Below are 16,568 nucleotides of genomic sequence, written 5' to 3'. Positions count from 1 at the left end.
AAACGGTCGCCGATGCCTGGCATCGGCGACATTCACAAGGCCGGTCGGGCAGCAGATGCCCGTCGCAGCGTGGACCTGCAAGGGCCGCGCGGCGAGGGAAGCCGGCGCCAGGTGGACGCCGGTCGCAGGCACGGGCGATGGCGCTAGCAAATGCTGACATTCGCCAGCAGACCGCCGATCCAATCAACCTGGTAGCCGACGCCGCCGCACTCCTGCCGACCATGACCTAAGACGCATTGCCGCGGCCACTGCGGATGGGTAGGGTCGCGCTACTCAACTTGCGGATCCGCCCGATGAAACCACTTGTTCTCGCCATTGCGCTGGCGCTCGGTGCTTCGCTGCCATTGCAGGCGCAGACCGGTAAAGCCGCGCAGGCCCAACCTGCCACGCCGGCCTGGGTGCAGACCAGCAACGGCTACGCGCAGATCCTGCTGAACGCGCAGGCGCCGTTCCAGCCCGAATACGCCAGCTTCTTCGGCGTACCCGGCTACGACGACCAGGTCATCGACCTGGGGCCAAACAACGCCGCGCGCTATCGCGATGCCATGCGCAAGGCGCGCGCCGCGTTGCAGGCCAAGCTGGCCACCGAGCGCGATGCCAACGTGCGCCAGGACCTGCAGATCATGATCGGCGCCGCCGAGCAGAACATCGAAGGCAGCGAGCTCAACGAGCGCTATCTGCTGCCCTGGAGCGACGCTCCGGAGGCGGTCTTCAGTGGCCTCAACGGCCTGCTGTCCGACCAGACCGTGCCCGAGCGCCGCGCCAAGGCGCTGGATCGCCTCAAGCGTTATGTCGGCCTGGTGCCGGGCAGCACGCCCACCACCACGCTGGCGCGCCAGCGCTACGAGGAAAAGCTGGGCAACGCCGCGCTGCTGCAGCCCACCCAGCGCGAAGTGGAGCAGGCCCTGGCCAATGTGGACACCTACGTCGCCGGCATCGGCGAGCTGTTCGCCAAGTACAAGATCGCCGGCGCCGACGAGGCGCTCAAGGCCATGTCCACCCAGCTCAAGGACTATGCCAGTTGGACCCGCACCAGCGTGCTGCCCAAGGCGCGCAAGGACACCCGCCTGCCGGAACCGCTGTACGCGTACCAACTCAAGCAGGTGGGCATCGATATCGCCCCGCAACAGCTGATCCAGCGCGCGCAACTGGAGTTCATGGAGACCCGCTCGGCCATGCGCCAGCTGGCCCCGCTGGTGGCCAAGGCCAAGGGCGTGCAAGGCGAGGATTACGTGCAGGTAATCCGCGCGCTCAAGGGCGACACCATCGCCGACGATCAGCTGGAGACGCACTACCGTGGCGTGATCGACCAGATCGACCCGATCATCCGCCAGCAGCGCATCGTCGATGTGCCCAACCGCCCGATGCAGATGCGCCTGGGCAGCGCGGCCGAAAGCGCGGCGCAGCCGGCCCCGCATTTCCTGCCGGCCCCGCTGATCGGCAATACCGGCCAGCAGGGCCAGTTCGTGTTGCCGCTGGGCAACCCGACCACCGATGGCGCCAAGAAGGAGCAGTACGACGACTTCAACTTCGGCTCGGCCGCCTGGACGCTGAGCGCCCACGAAGGCCGCCCCGGCCACGAGCTGCAGTTCACCGCCATGGTCGAACGCGGCGTGTCGCTGGCGCGCAGCATGTTCGCCTTCAACTCGGTCAACGTCGAAGGCTGGGCGCTGTATGCCGAAGCGGAAATGGTGCCGTACGAACCGCTGGACGGTCAGCTGATCGCCCTGCAGTTCCGCCTGCTGCGCGCCGCCCGCGCCATGCTCGACCCGATGCTCAACCTGGGCCTGATCGACCGCGAACGCGCGCGCCAGGTGCTGGAAGACGACGTCGGCCTCTCGCCGGCGATGACCCGCCAGGAACTGGATCGCTACACCGTCCGCGCGCCCGGCCAGGCCGGCAGCTACTTCTACGGCTATACCCGCATCCTGGAACTGCGCATGCGCACCGAACTGGCGCTCGGCAAAAAGTTCGATCGCCTGGCCTTCAACAACTTCCTGCTCGACCAGGGCCTGCTGCCGCCAGATCAATTGGCCAAGGCGGTGGAGACGCAGTTCATCCCGACGCAGCAGCGCAGGAATTGAAAGTGATGATCAGGCGCTAGAGTGACACGACCCAAAACCAGGGTGAGCCACACGTGCAGAAACAGGTGTGGCATACGCGGCTGGCTCAGTGCTTGAATGGCACCATTTCAGGTTGTTTTGTTCCTTTCCACTGCCCTTGCTTCAATGCCCCCGGACAGATGCTCGTGTATTGGTTAAGCGCGGCGATTGCCTTCATTGTCCAGCCTTCGCAGTAGTTCGTTGAGACCGGTGTCGGGCCTGGGCAATACGGAGCAACTGCCACCCACGTGCCAGAAATCGGGTCTACTGGCTTCCAATTGTAATCGGGGGTGTCGCACCCCTTCGTGCAGAATAAAAAAGGATCGTCCATACGACAAACCAGGGTCTGGTGCGGCGTCGAGGCTGAAGCGATGTTTTGCAAACCAATAGCGCCAACCAATATCCATATCCAGCGTTTCATAACGATTCCCTCTGTCAGTGAAGTAACACCGTGTGCCCGGTTGTGTCCTAGTCATCATGGATCTGCACGCTTGAGCGGAGGCCTGAGCAAGGCCGGCAGTCAGCAATAGGCGGAGGATACTATCTGACGACGTCTTACCAAAAGGGGCATCACATGGCATCTGCTATGCCATAGCTGCCGCCCTAGGTAACCATGACATGGCAGCCGAATATCACTACTCCCTGCAGGCGGGATCAGCGGACTTGCGGCGATGATGGTCGTGTGGGTTGCGGAACTTCCGCCCCCGCCGGTACCCAGATCGCCATGCCGGACGCGCGTTTTTGCGTGGTCGGGATGCCGATGCCCAGGCCGCCGCCGACGCGGCCGCCGTAGCTGCCACCACCCACCGACAGCCCGCCGCCGGAGCGCTCCGAGCCGACGCCGACGATCACCACGCCATTGGCGCCCAGCTTGGCCGCTTCGCGCTTGAGCCGTTGCACGGCGGCGTCGGTCTGGCCCTGGGTGCCGAAACCGGCGGCGCTGGTGGATTCGAGCTGGGCGATCTCCACCGAGCCGACCGGCGCGTGCGAATACACCTGCACCTGGGCCGGATCGATTGGTGCGCGGGCCTGGCCCAGCATCACCTTGGAGCTGCTGGCACACCCGGCCAGCACGGTGGCGGCCACCGCTGCGAGCGCAGCGTGCCGGAACGGCGACTGCAGTTTCATATCTGGCCCCCCGTAGGTCGTGATGGCGATGATCCGGCGCCTGGACTGAATCGCACCGGACTTTGCGGCACCCTAGAGCGTGGCATGTGGTTTGGGGGTGAGCGTCCGGGACATGATGGCGCGCAGTGGCGCTGCGGCCGCGCATGGGGTCCGGCGGCGTGGCAGGGCTGGGCGGCCACGCAGTCGCCCACCTGCGATGCGTCGTTTGGGCTGGGCGATCGGCGCCATGGTGCAGGCATCGCCGGGCTGGCGGCGCTGCCGCGCAAATACAGCTGAAGCCCAGCGCGTACCGTGCGGCGGCAGGAATGCGGCCAGCCGCCAAGGTGGCGCCAGCCCGGCACGTGACGCACACGGTCGCGCACAGGTGGGTCGCCAAGCCGCCATTGGTCACGGTGACCACCCGCCCACGGCGTCTTGCCGGGGACAGGGCTAAGCTCAACCCTTCTTTGAACGACGAGGTGGCATGTGGGATTGATCAGCCTGCTCTGGGGTATCGTGGCATTGCTGTGGATGGTGCTGGCCTTCATCCCGTTGCTGGGGTGGGGCAACTGGTTCCTGATTCCGTTTGCGGCCGTCGGTGCGGTGATTGCCGCGATCGCGCTGCTGTTGACCTCGGCCGGTAATCGCGGCCGGGCCAAGACCGGATTGCTGCTCAACGGCCTGGTGATCGTGGTCGGGGTGATCCGGCTGAGTCTGGGTGGCGGGGTGATCTGAGGGGCGCATCCTGCGCAGGTCCGGGTCGATCCTCGGGGCTGTGTTCATCTGCAGCGCACCTCGAGGGCGTGCATGCGGGCGGCAGCAGGCACCTAAGGTCGTGCCGGACCGCTCCCGCATCTGCACCAGCGTCGCTCCTTGCCGACCCACCTGAAATCCCACGACCTTCGATCATCGACCTCGGGCCGACGCTGTCGCAGGCGAGGCGCGCGGCCTGCCGACCCAATTGCGCGCTGCCGTTGCAGCGCTGCGACATTGCGTCGCAGCGCGTTCCGCATGGGATGGCGGGCGTAAACTGATGCGCTGTCTAAAGGAGCCTTGTCATGGCCCATCCGCACTATCGCCCCCGCCGCATGCGCCACGACGCATTTTCGCGTCGGTTGATGCGCGAAAACACGTTGACCACCGACGACCTGATCTGGCCGGTGTTCGTGCACGAGCTGCCCGGCCGCGTGCCGATCGCCTCGATGCCGGGCGTGGAGCGCCTGTCGCTGGACGAGCTGCTGCGCGAGGCGGAAAGCGCGTTGGAGCTGGGCATCCCTGTGATCGATCTGTTCCCGGTCATCGATCCGGCCGGCAAGAGTCTGGACGCCGCCGAAGCCTGGAATCCGGACGGTCTGGCGCAACGCGCGGTGCGCGCGCTCAAATCACGCTTCCCGGAGCTGGGCGTCATGACCGACGTGGCGCTGGACCCGTACACCACGCACGGCCAGGACGGGTTGATCGACGAAAAGGGCTACGTGCTCAACGAGATCACCGTCGAGGCGCTGGTGAAGCAATCGTTGTCGCATGCGCAGGCCGGCGTGGACATCATTTCGCCCTCGGACATGATGGACGGCCGTATCGGCGCGATCCGTCACGCGCTGGATGCCGACGACCATCTCAACGTGCGCATCATGGCGTATTCGGCCAAGTACGCTTCGGCGTTCTACGGCCCGTTCCGCGACGCAGTGGGCAGCGCCGGCAATCTGGGCAAGGCCGACAAGACCACCTATCAGATGGATCCAGCCAATGGCGATGAAGCCTTGCGCGAGATCGCACTGGATCTGGAAGAAGGCGCGGACATGGTGATGGTCAAGCCGGGCATGCCCTACCTGGATGTGGTGCGGCGGGTGAAGGAAGACTTCCGCGTGCCAACCTTTGCGTATCAGGTCAGCGGCGAGTACGCGATGCTCAAGGCGGCCGCAGCCAATGGGTGGCTGGATGAGCGCAAGTGCGTGCTCGAGGCACTGATGGCCTTCAAGCGCGCCGGTGCCGATGGCGTGCTGACCTATTTCGCGCCGCAAGTGGCGCGCTGGTTGCGCGAAACGCGCTGAGCGCGAAGGCCCGCGGCCACCTCGCCGCAGGCGCCGCTGGGTGCCGACAGCGATCTGGCACCGCTGGCGCTGATCGGTGCCGGATGCGCCATCGGCTTCTGCCAGGCCGCGCTCGCGCAACGGATGCCGCGCCTGCGGCCGGTGTTGCCACGGCAGGTTTGCCCCGGACGTCTGGGTCACGATGCATCAGGACCTGCGCGCCAGTGCCGCCTGCAGTGCAGTGTTCGCGGCCCTGGCAGAAGGATTGCCCACGCACTGCGCCGCGCCAGACGCTGGCATCGGCGACACCTGACAGCGGCAGTGCGCGTGCGCCGGGCATGCGCACCGCCGCTGCGATTGCCGATTGCCGTCTGCGTGCCACGTCCACCAGGTTGCTGAGCGTGCAGCGGCCTGCTGCGCGCCAGCGTGGACGTTACGGCAACACCAACGCAACCGCCTGCGACTTCATGGCTGCGCTGATCGACGGGAACGGGTCCACGTTGGTCATCACGATCAAATCGTCGATGGACACCACGTCGCAGTTGATGCTGCTGTCGTTGGCACACAGATAGGCGCCGGCACCCACGCCCGGTTCGTGGATCGCCTTCCACGCATAGGCCGGAACGGCGACCTGGTCGGTGCCGATGGTCTGTGCGGTGCCGCTGTCGAAGGCCGGGCCGGTCACCACGTACAGCTCGCCTTGCTGCTTGGCCAGCTGGCGCACCTGCGCTTCGATATGCGCCCATTCGCCGGTGTTGAGCATGTGGTCCTGCGGCACGACGTTGGCCATGGAAAAGGGTTCCTCTTCCGAGCTTTCGGTCGTTGCATCGCCAGCCGGGGGCATATGCCCGCGATCGAAGCCGGTATTGGTGTAATCGCTGCTCCTGAAACGATCCGCTGCCGGAAGGCCGGTTTTCTTCATGGAAGGAGCTGCCCCGGTCGATCGCGTCGGCGCCGGCCACCTGCTGGTCGGTCGGATGCTCGGCCGAATACACCGGGTCCTTGGTCGCGCCCGAGGCCAGCGACGCGTATTCGGTGTGGCAGACCTCGGTGGTGCGCGTGGTGGCGCCGTGCACGCCCGGCGGCGTGCCATTGGCGTACAGCGAAGGACAGCGGGTAGCGGCCAGCGCCGCAGAGGTGCTGAACAACGCTGCCAGGATCAGGCAGCCATGCGCTGAGAAAGACATCGGACAACTCGCTTGCCAATGCAGGAGCGAAGAAGGTGGCAAGGCAGCGTGTCCATGCGATGAGATGACCGCGGGATTTGCATCAGGTGACCGCTGGCGATGTGCCTGCAGCAATGGGCGAGCGCGCTGTCTGGCGCGCTGCACCGCATGAGACGCATTCTCATCTACAATGCCGTCACGTCATTCAGTCTTCCCGTCTTGATCAAAACGCTGTTGTTTCAACTGCATTGGCTGCTTGGCATCACTGCCGGCCTGGTGCTGTCGGTGATGGGAGCGACCGGCGCGTTGATGTCGTTCGAGGACGAGGTCGTCCGGTTGGTCAACCCGGCCATCGCGCAGCTGGCACAGCGGCATGCGGCCGGCGAACAGGCATTGCCAATGGACGTGCTGCTGCAGCGGCTCGACCTGGCCCGGCAGGCTCCCGGCACGGGGCCGGCGGTTACGCGCATGCTGATCGACCCCACCGGTATGCGGCCGTCCAACGCGCGCCTGGCCGCCAAGGGCAGCGCACGGGTGTACTTCGACCCCTACACCGGGCAGCGCGTGGCGGCGCCACGGCTCAGTGACGCATTCGCCTTCATCGAAGACCTGCACCGGCATCTCACTGCCGGCAAGCGTGGCCAGGCGGTCACCGGTGCCTGCACGCTGATCCTGCTGTTCTTTTGTGCCTCGGGCTTGTACCTGCGTTGGCCACGGCGCTGGTGGAGCCCGCGCACCTGGCTGGCGGTGGAATGGCGGCGGCAGGGGCGCAGCTTTCTGTGGAGCCTGCACGCGGTGTTCGGCACCTGGTGCCTGCTGGTCTATCTGCTGGTGGCCCTGACCGGGCTGACCTGGTCCTATCCCTGGTACCGCGATGGCATGGCGGCGTTGCTGGGCGCCGAACCGGCGCCGCACGCCGAGCAGCGCTCGCACGCCAAGGCCACGGTGGATTTCGCGCGGGTGCAGCGCACCCTCGGCAGCATTCCCGTCACCCGCCACGCGGCATTGGATGTGCGCATTCCCGCGCGCGCAGGGCAACCGTTGATCGCGCGGTTCCTGCCTGAGGATCCCGATCACGACCGTGCCTTCGACACGCTGGAAATCGATCCCGCCAGCGGCGCCTTGCTGACGCGCCGTGACTACGCGCAACTGGCGCGCGGGCAGCAGTGGATGGCCAGCATGTTTCCGTTGCACACCGGCAGTTTCTTCGGCCTGCCGGGGCGCATCGTGGTGATGCTGGCCAGCCTGGGCATGTCGGTGTTCTTCGTCAGCGGCTGGATGCTGTATCTGGATCGGCGGCGCAAGAAGCGTGCGGCGCGTACGGCGCGTGTGGTGCTGCAAAGCGCGCCGCCGGCCTCGCAGGCCGAGCCGTGGTTGATCGCCTTCGCCAGCCAGAGCGGTTTTTCCGAACGGCTGGCCTGGCAGGCGGCCGGACATCTGCAGGCGGCCGGCCTGCCGGTGCAGGTGCACCCGCTCGGTCAGGTGGATGCGCAGCAACTGCAAGCCACCCGGCATGCATTGTTCGTGATCAGCACCTTCGGTGACGGCGAGCCGCCGGATGCGGCGCGTGGCGTCGAACGCGAGTTGCTGCGCCAGCGCATTGCATTGCCGCAGCTGGCCTATGCGGTGCTGGCGCTGGGCGACCGCCAGTACGCGCAGTTCTGCGGGTTTTCGCGGCGGGTCGAACAGTGGGTGCAGGCGCAGGGCGCGCGCGCGCTGTTCCCGGCGGTGGAAATGGACAACGCCGATCCGCAGGCGCTGGCGCAATGGCATGCGCAGCTGGAGCAGATCGCCGGTACGCCGCTGACTGCGGTAGCGCTGGCGCGGCCGCGACGGACGCCCTGGGTACTGGCGTCGCGCACGCATCTGAATCCGGGCAGCGCCGGCGCGCCGATCTGGCGCATCGACCTGCAGCCGCCGGCCGATGCGCAGTGGCAGGCCGGCGACATCCTGGAAGTGCAGCCCGCGCATGCCGACGCGCAGGTGCGTGCCTGCCTGGCGGAATGGGGGGTGCCAGCGGAGGCATCGGTGCACGTGGAGGCGCAGCTGCTGCCGTTGCATCGCGCCGCCGCCGAGCGCGTGTTGCCCGAAGCGCCGGCCAACGGCCCGACGCCACGCCCGGACCCGCAGGCCTGGCTGGATGGCTGCGACTGGTTGCCCACCCGCGACTATTCGCTGGCCAGCGTGCCGGCCGATGGCCTGGCGACGGCGGTGGTGCGGCTGACCACTGGCGCCGATGGCCGCCCGGGGCTGGGCTCGGGCTGGCTGATCCATCACGCACCGATCGGTGCGCCGGTGCATGCGCGGCTACGCACCAATCCCGGCTTCCATCGGGTGGAGGCCGCCCCGATGGTGTTGATCGGCAACGGAACCGGCATTGCGGGCCTGCGCGCCTTGTTGCGCGAGGCCGAACTGGCCGGCGTGCACGGGCACTGGCTGCTGTTCGGCGAACGCCAGGCCGCCCACGACCGGCTGTTTGCCGACGAGCTGCAGGCCTGGCAGGCCTGCGGCCACCTGCAACAGCTGGACCAGGTGTTCTCGCGCGACCAGGCGCACAAGCGCTATGTACAGCATCGTCTGCACGAGGCCGGCGACGCATTGCGCCACTGGATCGATCGCGGTGCGGTGCTGTACGTGTGCGGCAGCCTGGACAGCATGGCGGGTGCGGTGGACGCCACGCTGCGCGACGTTCTGGGCCAGGCGCGGGTGGAATCGCTGACCGCCGCCGGTCGTTACCGCCGCGATGTCTATTGATCCCAGGTCACGGCAGCTGATGGCTGCAGTACGACGCGTTTCCAGGGCAGGGGTGCGGGGTCAGCAAATGCGATCTGCGCCTTGATGTGAGCGCGAAACGGTGAGGGTGCGTCGTTTCGCGGCAGTCCTGCGTACAAAACAGGTTGGCTGTGAGTGTGCTGACCGTATGCCACGGAACCGGCCGTCGCACCAGGCAGGCCGGCGTCACGGAGCTGGCGCCCGGCGCAGTGCATCTTCGCGCGCAGGGGATTCACCAACGGCCGCTCGGTCGTTGGCGGGCGCAATGCCACCACCGGCTTGCCTGCCGACCACGGTCGCGTTGCGCCATGTCGCCGTTGCGCGCGGTGATGCCTGCCGGTGGCGCCAATGGGTTGCGCGGTGAGGCTACGTGTCGCCTGGCCTGCGCCGCCCAGGCTCCGGCCGTGTGGCAACTGGTGCGCCGTGCGGGTGCCGACCGGTGGCCGCGCGCTCAGCGGCAGCCGGCCTCTCCATCCACCGTCGGTGCCTTCATCCTGTAGATGTCCAGTTGCCCGGCACGCGGTGCACGCGCACTGCCGGTCACCAGCAGCTCGCCCGGCTTGGCCGCATCCACCACCGCACCGAAGGTACGTTCCTGTGGCCCGTTGAACGACAGCGGCAGCGGCTGGCCCGCGCCGTAGTGGCCGCCCTTGCAGGCCGCCAGCAGCAGCTGGCTGGGGCCACCGGGCGCGCCGCGCGCCCACACCAGGCCACGGCCATCGGCAAGCCAGGCCGCATCGGATTCGTCGGCAACGGTGTTGATGTCGCCCAAGGGCGTGGGGGCGGTGAAGGCCTGCCCGTCCCAGCGCGCCACGAACAGGTCCATGCCGCCGGCGCCGCCATGCCCATCGCTGGCGAACAACAGGCGCGTACCGTCCAGCGACAGCGTCGGTGCGCGCTCGTTGCCGGCGCTGTTGATCGCCGCGCCCAGCGACTGCACCGCACCGAGGCGGCCCTGTGCATCCACCGGCACGCGGTACAGGTCGCTGCCGCCGGCTCCGCCAGGCCGCGACGAGGCGAACAGCAGCCAGCGTCCATCGGCACTGAACACCGCCGTGCTCTCGTCCTGGGCGGTGTTGATCGCGAGCGGCTGCGGGTCCTGCCAGCGCCCGCCACGCAGTTGCGCCTGCCACAGGTCCCATCCGCCGGCTCCACCGGGGCGGTCGCTGGCCCAGACGATGCGTTGCCCGTCCGGGCTGAGCGTGGCGCGCGCCTCGTTGGCCGGCGAGGAGACCACGCCCATGCCTTCGATGCCGAATTCGGCCAGTCCCGACGCAGACGGCGCGAAGAGTAAACTCGCCGCCAGCGCGGGCAGCGTCCATCGAACTTGCATGCGGTGTTCCTGTCTCATCTTGCGCACAGTCTAGTCAACCAGAGAGCGTTACATGCCCGTATCCCGTTATGCCGTGTTCGGTCACCCCGTTGCCCACTCGCTGTCGCCGGCCATCCATGCCGACTTCGGGAAGCAGACCGGCATCGCGCTGGACTACACCGCCATCGATGCGCCGCCGGACGACTTCGCCGCCGCGCTGCAGCGCTTCGCCGACGAAGGCGGCAAGGGGGCCAACGTCACCCTGCCATTGAAGGAGGCCACCTGTGCCCTGTCCAGCAGCCTGAGCGCGCGCGCGCGCCTGGCCGGCGCGGTCAATACCCTGGTGCGCAACGACGGCCAGTGGCAGGGCGACAACACCGACGGCGCCGGCCTGGTACGCGATCTCACCGAGCGCCACGGCCTGGATCTGCGCGGCCGCCGCGTGCTGCTGCTCGGCGCCGGCGGCGCTGCCCGCGGCGTGGCGCCGGCGCTGCTGGAGGCCGGCATCACCGAAATGGTGGTGGTGAACCGCTCGCCCGAACGCGCCGATGCCTTGTGCGATGCGCTGGGCGAACCGGCGCGAGTGATGTCGCGTTACATCGAAGACCTGCGCGAGCTGGGCGACTTCGAGCTGATCGTCAATGCCACCGCGGCCGGGCGCGACCGCGATGCCGGCGCCTTCGCATTGCCGCTGGGCCTGGTCAACAGCCTGACCGCCGCGGTCGATCTGAACTACGGCGCCACTGCCATCGCGTTCCTGGCCTGGGCACGCGCGGCGCAGTGCCGTTACGCCATCGACGGGCTGGGCATGCTGGTGGAACAGGCGGCCGAAAGCTTCGCGCTGTGGCATGGCATGCGCCCGGAGACCGATCCGGTCTATGCCGCGCTGCGTGCCCGTGAGGCGGTGCTGGTCAGCGCCGACTGAGCCGGCCGCCATGACGCTGACCGACATCCTGCTCAGCCTGATCACCAGCCTGCTGTCGCGGGTACCGATGCTGATCGCCGTGCTGCTGGGCCTGGTGCTGCTGTGGCGCGCCCCGCAGGGCCCGCTGCGGCGGGCGGGGCTGGTCGGGCTGTGGCTGCTGCTGGGCTGCGTGCTGGCTGACGTCGCGTTCCAGGCCATCCCGATGCTGCTGCTGGAGCAGGGCAATGTGCGCCAGATCGGCATGGTGATGGGTATCAGCCGCGTCGTGCTGACGGCGGTGCAGGCAGTGGGCATCGGCCTGCTGGTGTGGACGCTGGCGCGCAGCCTGCAGGGGCCGGCGAAGCAGGCCGGCCCGCGCGGGTGATCCCGCTCAAGGCCCTGGCGCTGGCCGTGGTGGGGCTGGTGTGTGCGGGGCAGGGCGGCTGGACGCTGCTGCATCCGCAGTCGCTGGCCACGGTCAATCGTGCCGGCATGCTGTACGCACGGTTCGGACCGACCGGTGTCGGTGTCGGCATGCTGCTGATGGGAGTGGCGATGCTTGCCATTGGCGCACTGTGGGCATGGCATGCGTGGCCGCGTTCCAGGCGCGGCGGCTGACCGCAGGCAGCCAGCGGCACGCAGGCCCGGGCCGCTGCCCCATCGCGTCGCAGCGGCGCATGGCGTGCATCGCTGCGACAGCCGGCATGCATGACCGGCGCCGACGCTGCGCGGTCTCCAGGGATACGACGCATCATGCGGCAGGCAGCGCCTGTCTTGCCACGCGCAAGACCATTGCGTTCACCCGCGTGGCGCGACGGTCGCAGGCGCTGCGCCGGTCCGTGCGAAAATGGCGCGATGAGTGATCTTGCCCCTCCGGCCGCGCCGTCTGCGCCCGTTCCCCCCCAGCGCGTGCTGACCGACCCGATCAAGGCCGGCATCCGCGATGCCTATGCCAAGCTGCAGGCCAATACGCCAGGTTTTGCCACCCGCCGCGCGCAGAGCCAGATGATCGGCCTGGTCTCGCGTGCGCTGGCCACCTCCGGCGGCATCGGCATTGCCGAGGCACCTACCGGCGTCGGCAAGAGCCTGGGCTACCTCACTGCCGGCGTGCCGATCGCCCTGGCCACCAAGAAGAAGCTGGTGATCAGCACTGGCACCGTGGCGCTGCAGTCGCAGCTGGTGGAACGCGACATCCCGGCCTTCCTCAAGGCCACCGGGCTGGAGGCCACCGTGGCGCTGGCCAAGGGCCGCACCCGCTACCTGTGCACGCGCAACGCTGCCGAGCTGGAAGGCGACACCAGCCAGAACGCCATGTTCGAAGACGAGCAGGCGCTGTACGACCGCCCGCTCAGCCCGGTCGATGCGGATCTGGCCAAGCGGCTGGCCAAGGCCTATGCCGCACGCACCTGGAACGGTGACCTGGACGATGCCCCCGAACAGGTCTCGGTGCCGCTGCGCATGCGCATCACCACCCCGGCCTCCGGCTGCGCGGGACGCCGCTGCAGCTACGCCGCGCAATGCCCGGTGCTCAAGGCGCGTACCGATGTGCGCGAAGCGCAGATCGTGGTGACCAACCACGCCTTGCTGCTGTCCTCGTTGTCGCTGGGCGATGCCGAAAACGGCCAGCCGCTGATCGCCCCGCCATCGGACATGCTGCTGGTGCTCGACGAGGGCCACCACATCGCCGGCGTGGCGATCGACCAGGGCGCGGCCAACCTGCCGCTGGATGACATGGCCAGGCGCACCGGCCGCATGCAGATCCTGGTTGCCGCGGCGTATCGCGCGGTGGACAAGGACAGGATCGGCAACCTGCTGCCCAACGAGGCCATCGAGGTGGCCGCGCGCGTTTCCAAGTTGCTCAAGGCCTTCCATGCCGAGGTCGAGCGCGTCTGGAAGCCCGAGCCCGGCGAGCGCGATCCGTTATGGCGTGCGGCCAACGGCAAGTTGCCGCCGCAGTGGGGCCCTGCCATCGAAGAACTCGGCGAAGAAACCCGCGCGCTGTTCAATTGGGTGCACGCCGCGCACGGCGCGGTGGCCAAGGGCAAGCAGGACGATGCCGCACGCGAGCGCCTGCAGCGCAGCCTGGGGCTGGCGCTGGAAATGGCCGAGCAGCAACACAATCTGTGGAGTGGCTGGCGGCGCGAGGACAAGGAGGGCCAGCCGCCGATGGCACGCTGGATCACCCTCGCGCGCGATGGCGATCTGATCTGCCACTGCTCGCCGGTGTCGGCCGCGCAAGTGCTGCGCACGATGATCTGGAACGAGGTCGATTCGGTGGTGATGACCTCGGCCACGCTCACCGGCGGCGGCGACTTCCAGTCCTTCGCCATCGATAACGGTCTGCCCGATCACGCCGAAATGGCCTCGTTGGCCTCGCCGTTCGACCTGCCCAATCAGGCCGAATTGATCGTGCCCAATTTCCCGGTGACCCCGGACGACCGCGAAGGCCATCCCAAGGAAGTGGCCAGGTATCTGGTGCGCGAACTGGATTGGAACGCCAAGGGCAGCATCGTGCTGTTCACCTCGCGCTGGAAGATGGAAAAGGTGGCCGACCTGATGCCGTTGGCGCAGCGCAACCGCGTGCTGGTGCAGGGCGAAGGCAATAAGTCGCAACTGATCACCGAACACCTGCGCCGCATTGCCGCCGGCGAGGGCTCGGTGTTGTTCGGGCTCAATTCCTTTGGCGAAGGCCTGGATCTGCCGGGTGAAGCCTGCACGACCGTGGTCATCACCCAGGTGCCGTTTGCCGTGCCCACCGACCCGCAGACCTCCACCTTGAGCGAGTGGCTGGAAAGCCGCGGCCACAACGCCTTCAACCTGATCGCGATCCCGCATGCGCTGCGCACGCTTACACAGTTTGCCGGACGCCTGATCCGCAGCTCCAACGACCATGGCCGCGTCATCATCCTCGACTCGCGCCTGCTCACCCGCCGCTACGGAAAACGCATCATCGATGCCTTGCCGCCGTTCAAGCGGGTGATCGGGCGCTGACAGCGGTCGTTGCGCGTGCTCTGCAGCGACAAAGCGCGCAGCAGGTGAATAAGTCATCGGCTGCGCGCGCATCAACGATGCACTGCTGCAGTACCGCACCTGCCCGCCCGGCCTACTGGACCTGCGAGCGGAGCCATGAGCACTCGCTTTCATGCCCTGGCACTGTTCCTGACGCTCTTGACGCATGCAGGCAGTGGCATCGCCACGGTGCCGGACCGCTTGGTTGGAGAGTGGGCTGGGAGCGCCTTGCGGGTCGGACGCAGACGCGTTGGTGCTGCGCATTGCGGCTGGGCATATCACCTAACAATCCCCGAGACCAAGCGCACGCGGCCTGAGAATGTGTCGGAGCCGCGCCTGCTTCGTGAGCCGGCTGCAGTGAGGCATTGAACAACACTCCAGGCAATAGCGCTGCATCGCAGCATCAGTGCATCGCATTCGGCAGTTTCGTCATGCAATGCGAACGCCCATAGCGCAGCGCCTCCCAGGAAAGCGCTGTTATCTGCAACACGATGCCACATCCAAAGCGATGCTTATCACGCAACGCGGCCATCATCATGTTCGCCTATCGTAGCGATCAGAACTAACGACTTCTCACGCTACGGTCCGCTGGCCATGATTCAGCTCCCTCAACACGAGCTGACGCCATGCGCCCTGGATCCCTCATGGTGCTAGCCCTGCTAGCCCCCACGCTGATCGCCCCGCCGGTCTTTGCCCAATCCGTTCTGACCCGCGACAACGGCGCCAAGGTGGGTGATAACCAGAACTCGCAGACCGCGGGCGCCACCGGCCCGACCTTGCTGCAGGACGTGCAGCTGATCCAGAAACTGCAGCGTTTCGATCGCGAGCGCATCGCCGAGCGTGTGGTGCATGCGCGCGGCACCGGCGTCAAAGGCGAGTTCACCGCCACCGCCGATCTGTCCAGCCTGACCAAGGCCAAGGTGTTCAGCGCCGGCGAAAAGACCCCGGTGTTCGTGCGCTTTTCATCGGTGGTGCACGGCAACCACTCGCCGGAAACGCTGCGCGACCCGCATGGCTTTGCGACCAAGTTCTATACCAGCGAAGGCAACTGGGATCTGGTCGGCAACAACTTCCCCACCTTCTTCATCCGCGATGCGATCAAGTTCCCCGACATGGTCCACGCGTTCAAGCCGGACCCGCGCACCAATCTGGACGATGACTCGCGTCGCTTCGATTTCTTCTCGCACGTGCCAGAAGGCACGCGCACGCTGACCCTGCTGTACTCCAATGAAGGCACGCCCGCCGGCTACCGCTTCATGGACGGCAACGGCGTGCACGCCTACAAGCTGGTCAACGCGCAGGGTGAAGTGCACTACGTCAAGTTCCACTGGAAGACGCTGCAAGGCATCAAGAACCTCGATCCCAAGCAGGTCGCCGCGGTGCAGGCCAAGGATTACAGCCACCTGACCAACGACCTGGTCGGCGCAATCAAGAAGGGCGACTACCCGAAGTGGGACCTGTACGTGCAGGTGCTCAAGCCCGAAGATCTGGCCAAGTTCGACTTCGATCCGCTCGATGCGACCAAGATCTGGCCGGACGTGCCGGAGCAGAAGGTCGGCCAGATGGTGTTGAACAAGAACGTCGACAACTTCTTCCAGGAGACCGAGCAGGTCGCGATGGCGCCGGCCAACCTGGTGCCGGGCATCGAACCTTCGGAAGATCGCCTGTTGCAGGGCCGCATCTTCTCCTACGCCGACACTCAGCTGTATCGCATCGGTGCCAATGGCCTGAGCCTGCCGGTCAACCGCCCACGTGTGGCCGTCAACAACGGCAACCAGGACGGCCAGGGCAACATCGGCCAGACCACCAGCGGCGTGAATTACGAGCCGAGCCGCCTGGAGCCGCGTCCGCAGGACGCCGCGGCGCGCTACAGCGAATTGCCGCTGTCGGGCACCACCCAGCAGGCCAAGATCATCCGCGAGCAGAACTTCAAGCAGGCCGGTGAGTTGTATCGCTCCTACAGCAAGAAGGACCGCGCCGATCTGGTGCAGAGCTTCGGCGAGTCGTTGGCCAACACCGACACCGAAAGCAAGCACCTGATGCTGTCGTTCCTGTACAAGGCCGACCCGGAATACGGCACCGGTGTGACCCGTGTTGCCAAGGGCGACCTGGCCCGCGTCAAGCAGCTGGCCTCCAGCCTGCAGGACTGATCCACCCGACGGTATC

The 16,568-nt window shown here is 67.1% G+C and carries 12 protein-coding genes and 2 pseudogenes; 10 read left to right on the top strand and 4 right to left on the bottom strand.

The genetic code is table 11. The features are described from left to right. The first annotated feature begins 293 nt into the window (after positions 1-293). A complete protein-coding gene (locus tag XCSCFBP4642_RS0122770; RefSeq protein WP_029221805.1) occupies positions 294-2,084 on the top strand; it encodes a DUF885 domain-containing protein in 1,791 nt (596 codons plus the stop codon). Between the two features lie 85 nt (positions 2,085-2,169). Here the strand turns inward: XCSCFBP4642_RS0122770 and XCSCFBP4642_RS27895 are convergent, their stop codons facing one another. Further along, positions 2,170-2,523: a hypothetical protein gene (locus XCSCFBP4642_RS27895; RefSeq protein ID WP_084624644.1), complete on the bottom strand. Its 354-nt coding sequence runs from the start codon at positions 2,521-2,523 to the stop codon at positions 2,170-2,172. A gap of 233 nt (positions 2,524-2,756) precedes the next feature. Beyond that, positions 2,757-3,230, bottom strand: coding sequence for a hypothetical protein (locus XCSCFBP4642_RS0122765; protein ID WP_029221804.1), 474 nt, complete (start codon positions 3,228-3,230; stop codon positions 2,757-2,759). A 471-nt stretch (positions 3,231-3,701) separates the two neighbouring features. On the opposite strand from XCSCFBP4642_RS0122765, the gene XCSCFBP4642_RS0122755 reads away from it, so the two are divergent. The 3 genes and pseudogenes from XCSCFBP4642_RS0122755 to XCSCFBP4642_RS30290 all read left to right on the top strand — a co-directional run. Continuing rightward, complete coding sequence (locus tag XCSCFBP4642_RS0122755; RefSeq protein ID WP_029221802.1) at positions 3,702-3,944, top strand: hypothetical protein; 243 nt, start codon at positions 3,702-3,704, stop codon at positions 3,942-3,944. 323 nt (positions 3,945-4,267) lie between these two features. Beyond that, on the top strand, positions 4,268-5,260 hold the full coding sequence (hemB, locus tag XCSCFBP4642_RS0122750) for a porphobilinogen synthase (RefSeq protein ID WP_029221801.1): 993 nt from the start codon (positions 4,268-4,270) through the stop codon (positions 5,258-5,260). Between the two features lie 36 nt (positions 5,261-5,296). Next, positions 5,297-5,552, top strand: a pseudogene (locus XCSCFBP4642_RS30290) (LysR family transcriptional regulator); the annotation flags it as partial. Positions 5,553-5,672: 120 nt separating this feature from the next. Here XCSCFBP4642_RS30290 and XCSCFBP4642_RS25625 read toward each other — a convergent pair. Continuing rightward, positions 5,673-6,426, bottom strand: a pseudogene (locus XCSCFBP4642_RS25625) (DNA/RNA non-specific endonuclease). A 198-nt stretch (positions 6,427-6,624) separates the two neighbouring features. Here XCSCFBP4642_RS25625 and XCSCFBP4642_RS0122735 point away from each other — a divergent pair. After that, complete coding sequence (locus XCSCFBP4642_RS0122735; protein WP_029221800.1) at positions 6,625-9,159, top strand: PepSY domain-containing protein; 2,535 nt, start codon at positions 6,625-6,627, stop codon at positions 9,157-9,159. 469 nt (positions 9,160-9,628) lie between these two features. On the opposite strand, the gene XCSCFBP4642_RS0122730 is transcribed toward XCSCFBP4642_RS0122735, so the two are convergent. Then, the gene (locus XCSCFBP4642_RS0122730; protein WP_029221799.1) at positions 9,629-10,510 is read right to left on the bottom strand and encodes a TolB family protein; all 882 of its coding nucleotides are present in this window, start codon (positions 10,508-10,510) and stop codon (positions 9,629-9,631) included. Positions 10,511-10,562: 52 nt separating this feature from the next. Here XCSCFBP4642_RS0122730 and aroE point away from each other — a divergent pair, with 52 nt between their 5' ends. From aroE to katB, 5 genes are all read left to right on the top strand, one after another. Next, positions 10,563-11,414 (top strand): shikimate dehydrogenase, encoded by an 852-nt coding sequence (gene aroE / locus XCSCFBP4642_RS0122725; protein ID WP_029221798.1) that lies wholly within the window; start codon positions 10,563-10,565, stop codon positions 11,412-11,414. Positions 11,415-11,424: 10 nt separating this feature from the next. Continuing rightward, a complete protein-coding gene (locus tag XCSCFBP4642_RS0122720) occupies positions 11,425-11,778 on the top strand; it encodes a hypothetical protein (RefSeq protein WP_029221797.1) in 354 nt (117 codons plus the stop codon). Next, positions 11,775-12,011, top strand: coding sequence for a hypothetical protein (locus XCSCFBP4642_RS0122715; RefSeq protein ID WP_029221796.1), 237 nt, complete (start codon positions 11,775-11,777; stop codon positions 12,009-12,011). The genes XCSCFBP4642_RS0122720 and XCSCFBP4642_RS0122715 overlap by 4 nt, the downstream gene beginning before the upstream one ends. Before the next feature lie 237 nt (positions 12,012-12,248). Next, complete coding sequence (gene dinG / locus XCSCFBP4642_RS0122705) at positions 12,249-14,384, top strand: ATP-dependent DNA helicase DinG (RefSeq protein WP_029221794.1); 2,136 nt, start codon at positions 12,249-12,251, stop codon at positions 14,382-14,384. Between the two features lie 662 nt (positions 14,385-15,046). Continuing rightward, positions 15,047-16,552, top strand: a complete 1,506-nt coding sequence (gene katB, locus XCSCFBP4642_RS0122700; protein ID WP_029221793.1) for a catalase KatB — start codon at positions 15,047-15,049, stop codon at positions 16,550-16,552. Positions 16,553-16,568 lie beyond the last annotated feature (16 nt).

Source organism: Xanthomonas cassavae CFBP 4642, from assembly GCF_000454545.1.
GTDB lineage: Bacteria > Pseudomonadota > Gammaproteobacteria > Xanthomonadales > Xanthomonadaceae > Xanthomonas > Xanthomonas cassavae.
This window is presented reverse-complemented; position numbering and strand designations above follow the sequence as displayed.

Coding starts and splice junctions, on each gene's coding strand:
- XCSCFBP4642_RS27895 (WP_084624644.1), bottom strand. CDS start 2,523: ATGAAACGCTGGATATGGATATTGGTTGGCGCTATTGGTTTGCAAAAC.
- dinG (WP_029221794.1), top strand. CDS start 12,249: ATGAGTGATCTTGCCCCTCCGGCCGCGCCGTCTGCGCCCGTTCCCCCC.
- hemB (WP_029221801.1), top strand. CDS start 4,268: ATGGCCCATCCGCACTATCGCCCCCGCCGCATGCGCCACGACGCATTT.
- XCSCFBP4642_RS0122730 (WP_029221799.1), bottom strand. CDS start 10,510: ATGCAAGTTCGATGGACGCTGCCCGCGCTGGCGGCGAGTTTACTCTTC.
- XCSCFBP4642_RS0122765 (WP_029221804.1), bottom strand. CDS start 3,230: ATGAAACTGCAGTCGCCGTTCCGGCACGCTGCGCTCGCAGCGGTGGCC.
- aroE (WP_029221798.1), top strand. CDS start 10,563: ATGCCCGTATCCCGTTATGCCGTGTTCGGTCACCCCGTTGCCCACTCG.
- XCSCFBP4642_RS0122770 (WP_029221805.1), top strand. CDS start 294: ATGAAACCACTTGTTCTCGCCATTGCGCTGGCGCTCGGTGCTTCGCTG.
- XCSCFBP4642_RS0122720 (WP_029221797.1), top strand. CDS start 11,425: ATGACGCTGACCGACATCCTGCTCAGCCTGATCACCAGCCTGCTGTCG.
- katB (WP_029221793.1), top strand. CDS start 15,047: ATGGTGCTAGCCCTGCTAGCCCCCACGCTGATCGCCCCGCCGGTCTTT.